This is a genomic window from Sphingomonas sp. LH128, from assembly GCF_000293195.2.
In the GTDB taxonomy this organism is placed as follows: domain Bacteria; phylum Pseudomonadota; class Alphaproteobacteria; order Sphingomonadales; family Sphingomonadaceae; genus Novosphingobium; species Novosphingobium resinovorum_A.
In genome coordinates, this window is the sequence record NZ_ALVC01000274.1 from 1 (window position 1) to 6,651 (window position 6,651).

The 6,651-nt window shown below is 66.2% G+C and carries 7 protein-coding genes; all 7 read right to left on the reverse strand.

All coding sequences use genetic code 11. The features are described 5' to 3' along the window. Positions 1-92: 92 nt before the first annotated feature. The gene (locus LH128_RS20470; RefSeq protein WP_037520569.1) at positions 93-749 is read right to left on the reverse strand and encodes a LolA family protein; all 657 of its coding nucleotides are present in this window, start codon (positions 747-749) and stop codon (positions 93-95) included. Positions 750-791: 42 nt separating this feature from the next. Continuing rightward, positions 792-959, reverse strand: a complete 168-nt coding sequence (gene rpmG / locus LH128_RS20475) for a 50S ribosomal protein L33 (RefSeq protein WP_008831595.1) — start codon at positions 957-959, stop codon at positions 792-794. A 156-nt stretch (positions 960-1,115) separates the two neighbouring features. Beyond that, positions 1,116-1,904: a polyphosphate kinase 2 gene (ppk2, locus tag LH128_RS20480; RefSeq protein WP_008831596.1), complete on the reverse strand. Its 789-nt coding sequence runs from the start codon at positions 1,902-1,904 to the stop codon at positions 1,116-1,118. Between the two features lie 4 nt (positions 1,905-1,908). Continuing rightward, positions 1,909-2,721 (reverse strand): undecaprenyl-diphosphate phosphatase, encoded by an 813-nt coding sequence (locus LH128_RS20485; RefSeq protein WP_008831597.1) that lies wholly within the window; start codon positions 2,719-2,721, stop codon positions 1,909-1,911. A 220-nt stretch (positions 2,722-2,941) separates the two neighbouring features. After that, on the reverse strand, positions 2,942-5,092 hold the full coding sequence (locus LH128_RS20490) for a M13 family metallopeptidase (RefSeq protein ID WP_008831598.1): 2,151 nt from the start codon (positions 5,090-5,092) through the stop codon (positions 2,942-2,944). Positions 5,093-5,342: 250 nt separating this feature from the next. Beyond that, positions 5,343-5,864 carry a DUF6438 domain-containing protein gene (locus LH128_RS20495; protein WP_069707916.1) on the reverse strand — a complete coding sequence of 174 codons (522 nt, stop codon included), beginning with the start codon at positions 5,862-5,864 and terminating at the stop codon, positions 5,343-5,345. A gap of 10 nt (positions 5,865-5,874) precedes the next feature. Further along, positions 5,875-6,651 (reverse strand): autotransporter outer membrane beta-barrel domain-containing protein (locus LH128_RS20500; protein ID WP_008831599.1); only part of this gene is annotated, 777 nt, incomplete at its 5' end.

A 6,651-nucleotide genomic window follows, 5' to 3' on the forward strand; every position in this document is an offset into this window, starting at 1 on the left:
CCTCCCACGGAAGTATACTTGATGGGAGGCCGGGTGGGGGCGTGGGCCGGTGCCGCAGTGGAAAATGCCCTGCAGGCATTTTCCAGACGCTCTTAACGACGATTGCGCGGGCGCGGGTCGTTCCAGCGGAAGTCGTTGTCGGTCACCGGGACGCCATAGCGCTGATTGGACAGGCTGATGGTGGTGCGCTTGTTCTGCGAATCGAGCGAGACCCAGTAGGTCAGTTCCAGCCCGCCCGGGGCCGACGCCTTGCGCGTGAAGATCAGGGTGATCACGCCGTACTCGGGGTGCGAGCGATCGCGCACCTCGATGCTGACGACGCCCGGATTGCCGGTCTGGATCAGCTTGCCGAACTTCGCGACGTCGCGGCTGGGATCGAGCAGCGCGCCGAGCGGGCTGTTCTTGATCGGCCAGCGCTGCACCTGACGCACTTCGTAGTCGATGAAGTTCAGCGCCCTGCCGTCGCCAACGATCAGCATCTTGGCGCTCGGCTGGTACTGAAAGCGGATCTTGCCGGGGCTCTTCATCGTCAGCACGCCGCTGACGGTCTGGCCCGAGCGGTCGGTCTGGACGAAGTCCGCCTTCATCGTGCCGATGCCGCGCAAGGCCGCGACGGCCTGCTCGACTTGTTTCGCGTCATCGGGCGCGGCTGCGACAGCCTGCGCGGGGACGAGAGCGGCGGACACGGAAAGCGCGGCCAAAGCGGCCGCGCTCACACAGGATCGAAAGGTTTTTGTCACGTGGTTCATGGCTTTCCCGTTGGGTCCACAGCCTTGAACCGACCGTGAACCTTACTTGATCTTGGCTTCCTTGAACTCGACGTGCTTGCGCACGACGGGATCGTACTTCTTGAAGCTGAACTTCTCGGTCGTGTTCCGCGGATTCTTCTTGGTCACGTAGAAAAAGCCGGTGTCGGCGGTCGAGACAAGACGGATCTTGACGGTTGCGGGCTTCGCCATGGCGGTATCCTGTACTTTCTAAGTTGCAGCCGCCCTGGCAGGCCGGCGTTACGAAAAACTATAAAGGGGCGACACCGAGGCGCCGCCCTTCAAGGTTGCGCCCCTTGCTGGATTGGCCTCGCAAAGTCAAGGGCGCGGCACCGATTCGCGTGATGCTCAGGAGAGCGGAAACGGCTTTATCGGCTCCAGGACGCCGAATTTCTCGCGCTTCGGTTCGGCATCGAGCGGCGGCAGGTCGAGTTCGGGCGCTTCCACTTTCGTATCGGGCAGCCGCGCCAGCAGATCGCGAATCAGGGTCAGACGGCCGAGCCGCTGGTCGTTGAAGTCCACCAGCGTCCACGGCGCATGATCGGTATGCGTGGCCTTGAGCATCGCCTCGCGCGCCTTGGTATATTCGCCGTACTTGTCGCGCGCGGCGATATCGACCGGCGACAGCTTCCAGCGCTTGAGCGGGTCGTCCAGCCGCTCGTGCAGGCGCTCCTCCTGCTTGTCCTGATCGCAGGAGAGCCAGTATTTGAACAGCAGGATATCGTCGTCGATCAGCATCTTCTCGAAGGTGGGCGCGTGGCGCAGGAACGCATCGACCTCGTCCTCGGTGGCATAGCCCATCACCTTCTCGACCCCGGCGCGGTTGTACCACGAGCGGTCGAACAGGACGATCTCGCCCTTGGCCGGCAGGTGATCGACGTAGCGCTGGAAGTACCACTGGCCCTGCTCGCGCTCGCTCGGCGCGGCCAGCGCCACGGTGCGGCACTGGCGGGGGTTGAGCTGGCCGGAGACGGCCTTGATCGCGCCGCCCTTGCCCGCCGTATCGCGCCCTTCGAACAGGATGACGATGCGCGCGCCCTTCTTCTGCGCCCAGCGCGCCATGCCGACGAGTTCCTCCTCCATCGGCTCGAGGAGCTTCTCGTAATCCTTGCGGCCGAGTTTCTCCTCTTTGCTCATGTCTTCAGATCCTCGACAGCAGGAACAGCGCCAGTGCGCCGGCGACGATACGATACCACGCGAAGGGTGCGAAGCCGGATTTGCTGACGAAGGCCATGAACGCCTTGATCACCACCAGCGCGACGATGAACGAGACGACGAAGCCGACCGCGATCTCGTTCCAGCCCACTGGCCCCGCGCCCGCCATCAGTTCCTTGTGGTGCTTGAGAAGTTCCAGAGTCGTGGCACCGACCATGGTGGGCACGGCGAGGAAGAAGCTGAACTCGGCCGCCGTCCGGCGCTCGATCCCCATCGACAGCGCGCCCATGATCGTCGCGCCCGAGCGGCTGACGCCCGGCACCATGGCGAGGCACTGCGCGAAACCGACGCCGATGCACTTGACTGCGGGCAGTTCCGAAACGCCGGTAAGCGGGCCGGGCTTGGCGACCTTCTCGATGCCGAGGATCGCGATGCCACCGATGATGAGCGCCCAGGCGACCACCGCGGGCTCGCCCAACAGGCCCTCGATATAATTGTTGAACAGCAGGCCCAGCACCGCCGAAGGGATGAAGGCCAGCAGCACGTTGCGCACGAAGCGGATCGAGGTGGGGTTGAGCTTGAGCAGCCCCATGCCCACGGCCCAGAACGTGCGCCAGAACTGCACGATCACGGCCAGGATCGCGCCCAGCTGGATGACGATGTTGAAGGTCGCCCACTGGCTCGAATCATAGCCGAACAGGCGGGTGGCAAGGATGAGATGGCCAGTCGAGGAGACGGGCAGGAACTCGGTGAGGCCCTCGACAATGCCGAGGAGGATCGCGGTTAGGGTCAGGTCCATAAGCTGGAGGTCATGCCGCACCGGGCGGGCAAGTCAACCGGGGACGTGCTGCATTGCAGAAATGTGAGGTGGAAGACGGGTTGGGGTGGCGCTGCGCGGCGGTGCCCACCCCGTCCGGCTAGTTCGCTTCGCTCTCAAGCCTCCCTGCCCTCCCGCAAGCGGGAGGGCGTACTTCACCTGCTCCCCTCCCGCTTGCGGGAGGGGTCGGCCTTCTTCCGCCTTACCAGATCCGCACGCGGTCCTTGGGCGCGAGGTACAGCTTGTCGCCCGGCTTCACGCCGAACGCCTTGTACCATTCGTCGAAGTTGCGCACGATGCCGTTGACCCGGTACTGCGGCGGCGAGTGCGGGTCGGTGACGAGGAACTGGCGCGCCTGCGCCTCGCGCACCTTCGAACGCCAGACCTGCGCCCAGCCCATGAAGAAGCGCTGGTCGCCGGTGACGCCGTCGATCACCGGCGCTTCCTTGCCGTTCAGCGAGAGCTTGTAGGCGCGGTAGGCGAGACTGAGGCCGCCGAGATCGCCGATGTTCTCGCCCATCGTCAGCTTGCCGTTGACGCAGGCCTTGCCATCCTTGCCGTCGTCGAACGGGCAGAAGGCATCGTACTGCGCCGCCAGCGCCGCCTGCAGCTTCTGGAACGCGGCGAGATCCTGCGGCGTCCACCAGTCGCGCAAGTTGCCGGTGCCGTCGTACTTGGCGCCCTGGTCGTCGAAGCCGTGGCTCATCTCGTGGCCGATGACCGCGCCGATGCCGCCGTAGTTGACCGCCGGGTCGGCCGAGAGGTTGAAGAACGGCGGCTGCAGGATCGCCGCCGGGAACACGATCTCGTTCATCGCTGGGTTGTAGTAGGCGTTCACCGTCTCCGGCAGCATGCCCCATTCAGTGCGATCGACCGGACCGCCGATGCGGTTCATGTCGAAGGCGGTCTGCCACTTGCCCGCCGCCATGGTGTTGCCCAACGGGTCGGTGGGCGAGAAGGTCAGGCCCTCATAGGTCTTGAACACGTCCGGCTGGCCGATCTTGGGGGTGAAGGCGTCGAGCTTCTCCTCGGCCTTTACCCGCGTGACCGGGCTCATCCACTTGAGATCCTTGAGGTTGGCGGCCATCGCCTTGCGCAAGTTGGCGACGAGGTCGGCCATCGCCGCCTTCTGCGCGGGCGGGAAGTACTTCGCCGCGTAGAGCTTGCCGACGAGTTCGCCCGCCATGCCCTCGACCGCCGCGATGCCGCGCTTCCAGCGGGGGCGCTGCTCGGGCTGGCCGCTCAGGGTCTTGCCGTAGAAATCGAAGGTGGCGGTATCGATGTCGCCGGGCAGGACCGAGGCGTTGTCGCGCAGGAAGTGCGCGGCGAGGTAGGCCTGCCAGGTGGCGATCGGGGTGGTCTCGATCAGCTTGACGACGGCCGGCATGCCGGGGCCGAACTGGTCGCCCGCCTTGGTCGGGTCGATCCCGGCGGCCTTGAACTCCTCGGCCGTCGGCGGCATCTCGCCGATCAGCACGTAGCTGGCCTTATCCGCGCCCACGGCCGACAGGAACGCCTTGACGACGCCGGGCGAGCCCATTGCTTCGAATTCGGCGAGCGGCACCTTGTTGTAGGTGAGGTCCGGGTTGCGGGCGGCGGCACGGTCCCAGTCGGCCTTGGCGAGCTGCGTTTCCAACGCCAGCACCGAAGCGGCGGCGGCCGGGGCATCGGCGTAGCCCGCCTTGCCGAGCACGAACGTCAGGTAGGCCTTGTACTTGTCGCGCAGTTCGATCGAGCGTGCGTCGGTCTTCAGGTAGTAGTCGCGGTCGGGCAGGCCCATGCCGGAGATATTGGCATTGAGCGCGTAGATGTCGCTCTGTTTGTCGTCGGCGCCGACATAGAGGCCGATCGGCGAGGCATAGCCGGGCTTGCCGAACAGCGTGGCGATGTCGGTGGGGGTCTTCGCCGCCTTGATCGCGGCGAGGTAGGGCTGCGCCGGGGCGAGGCCCGCCTTGTTGATTGCATCGACGTCCATGAACGCCTTGTAGGCCGCCGCGATACGCGCCGCGTCGCTGCCGGGCGCCGGGTTGGCGGCAAGCAGATCGTCGAGGATGCCATGGACGCGGTTTTCCGAAAGGTCGCTCAGTTCGATGAACGAGCCCCAGCGGGTGCGGTCGGCGGGAAGCACCGCCGTCTTGTTCCACACGCCGTTGACGTAGGCGTCGAAGTCGTCGCCCGGCTTGGCCCCAGTGTCGATCCACTGGGTCTGGACGCCGAACTTGCCCCAGTCGGCCGAGGGCGCGAGCGCAGGCTTGGCTGCGGGCGCAGCGTCCTGCGCGAAGACGGGAGCGGAGAAGGCGAGAACGGAAAGCGCGGCGCTCGCAAGGAGCGCCTTGCCGGCATAACGAAGCATGTCGTGACCTTTCGGACGGGGGCGACAGGATATTTCGGCCGGATCAGGACGACCGGCGATGGCGCGTAACTTAGTTACACGCGCGCGCAACGCCAGTGAAAAAGCAGCAGTGATGGAGGTAAATCGCGCGTTGTCTGGCAGGGAGGACGCTCCCCTCACGTCGTCATTGCGAGCGCAGCGAAGCAATCCAGGGCGGCGTAGTGCTGCCCTGGATTGCTTCGCTGCGCTCGCAATGACGAGTGAGAAGACCTCAGCCCCGGCTGTCGCCCGGCCAGGTCTTCTGCGCGGCCCATTCCTCGACGCCGAGGCGGCCGAGTTGCTGTTCAACCGTGCGTGCCATCGCAGAGCCTTCCGGCGAACGGCAGCCCATGTTGTACGTGAGCGCGGTGCGGCGGCTGTCCGCGCCGATCCACTCGATGGTCACGCTCGACATGTCGGTGGCGGCCTCGGTACAGGCGTGGGCACGCTCCTCGCCGGTCTGCGGACGCATCGGCGCGAGGGCGCGGCGCACGTCCTCGTACGTCGCGCGGCCGACCGAATGGGCGCGCTGGCCCAGCACGGCGGTATGCCGCTCGCCGGTGAAGTCCACGCGTCCGGCGGGCGTCACGGCCACCTTGTACACCGGGCAGAACCCGAAGCACGGACCGCGCGATATGCGCAATTCCTCCCCCGCCGGAGCGGGGGAGGAGGCGGCGCCGGGCCGCACGCGGGGGGCGCAGCTTAACAGCAGCCCGGCGCCCAGTACGATGCCGCAGAGGAGTGGTCCACGCATCGTCCTGTCCTTACCAGCCAATGGTCACGGAGCCGCGCAGCGCGAGATCGACCCGGCCGTGGCGATCCTCGGCCGAGAGTTCGCCGCCCATCGTGAAGCCCGAGGAGCCGCCGATCGCACGCAGGCGCGCGAACCAGCCGCTCGTCGCGCCGTCGCCTTCCAGCGTGAAGTTGTCCCCGCCCTCGAAGTGCGCGGTGGTCGAGCCGATGCCGCCATTGACGATCTCGCGCCAGCCGCCCTCGGTTTCCATGCGGAACCAGTTCTCGTCCCGTGCCTTCATGCCGAGGAAGTCGATGCCCACGGTCATGCTCGGGTTCACCGCCAGTTCGTCGCTGGTGCGCGAGGCGACGGTGAGGTTCAGCTTCTCGCCGCCGGTCTCGGAGTAGCCGTCTTCCTTCAGGCGGACGTAGTCGACCGTCACGCCCGGACGGAAGAAGAAGAACTGCGAGCCGCCCTCGATCGCCGCGCCGCCCGCGAAAGTGACGAACTTGCCGTCCCACTTGGCGTCCATGGTGCGGCGCACGGTTTCCGAACCGATGGCGCCGTAGAAGTTGCGCTCGCCGTCGAACTTGGCCGTGCCGACCGAGCCGCGTGCAAAGGCGCTGACCGGGCCGAACTTGGCGCGCCAGTGCGCCGCCAGTTCGAATGCGTCCGAGTTCACGTCGGTCAGTGCGCCGTTCTTGTGGTTGTTGTTGAGGTAGGCGACGGTGCCGCCGAACTTGCCGAGGCCGGTGCGGTACTCGGCGGTCGCCGACCATGCATAGCCATTCAGCTTGTAGGCGGCGGT

Excerpts from the sequence above, each read along its gene's own strand:
- ppk2 (WP_008831596.1), bottom strand. The coding sequence starts at position 1,904 with ATGAGCAAAGAGGAGAAACTCGGCCGCAAGGATTACGAGAAGCTCCTC.
- LH128_RS20495 (WP_069707916.1), bottom strand. The coding sequence starts at position 5,864 with ATGCGTGGACCACTCCTCTGCGGCATCGTACTGGGCGCCGGGCTGCTG.
- LH128_RS20490 (WP_008831598.1), bottom strand. The coding sequence starts at position 5,092 with ATGCTTCGTTATGCCGGCAAGGCGCTCCTTGCGAGCGCCGCGCTTTCC.
- LH128_RS20470 (WP_037520569.1), bottom strand. The coding sequence starts at position 749 with ATGAACCACGTGACAAAAACCTTTCGATCCTGTGTGAGCGCGGCCGCT.
- LH128_RS20485 (WP_008831597.1), bottom strand. The coding sequence starts at position 2,721 with ATGGACCTGACCCTAACCGCGATCCTCCTCGGCATTGTCGAGGGCCTC.
- rpmG (WP_008831595.1), bottom strand. The coding sequence starts at position 959 with ATGGCGAAGCCCGCAACCGTCAAGATCCGTCTTGTCTCGACCGCCGAC.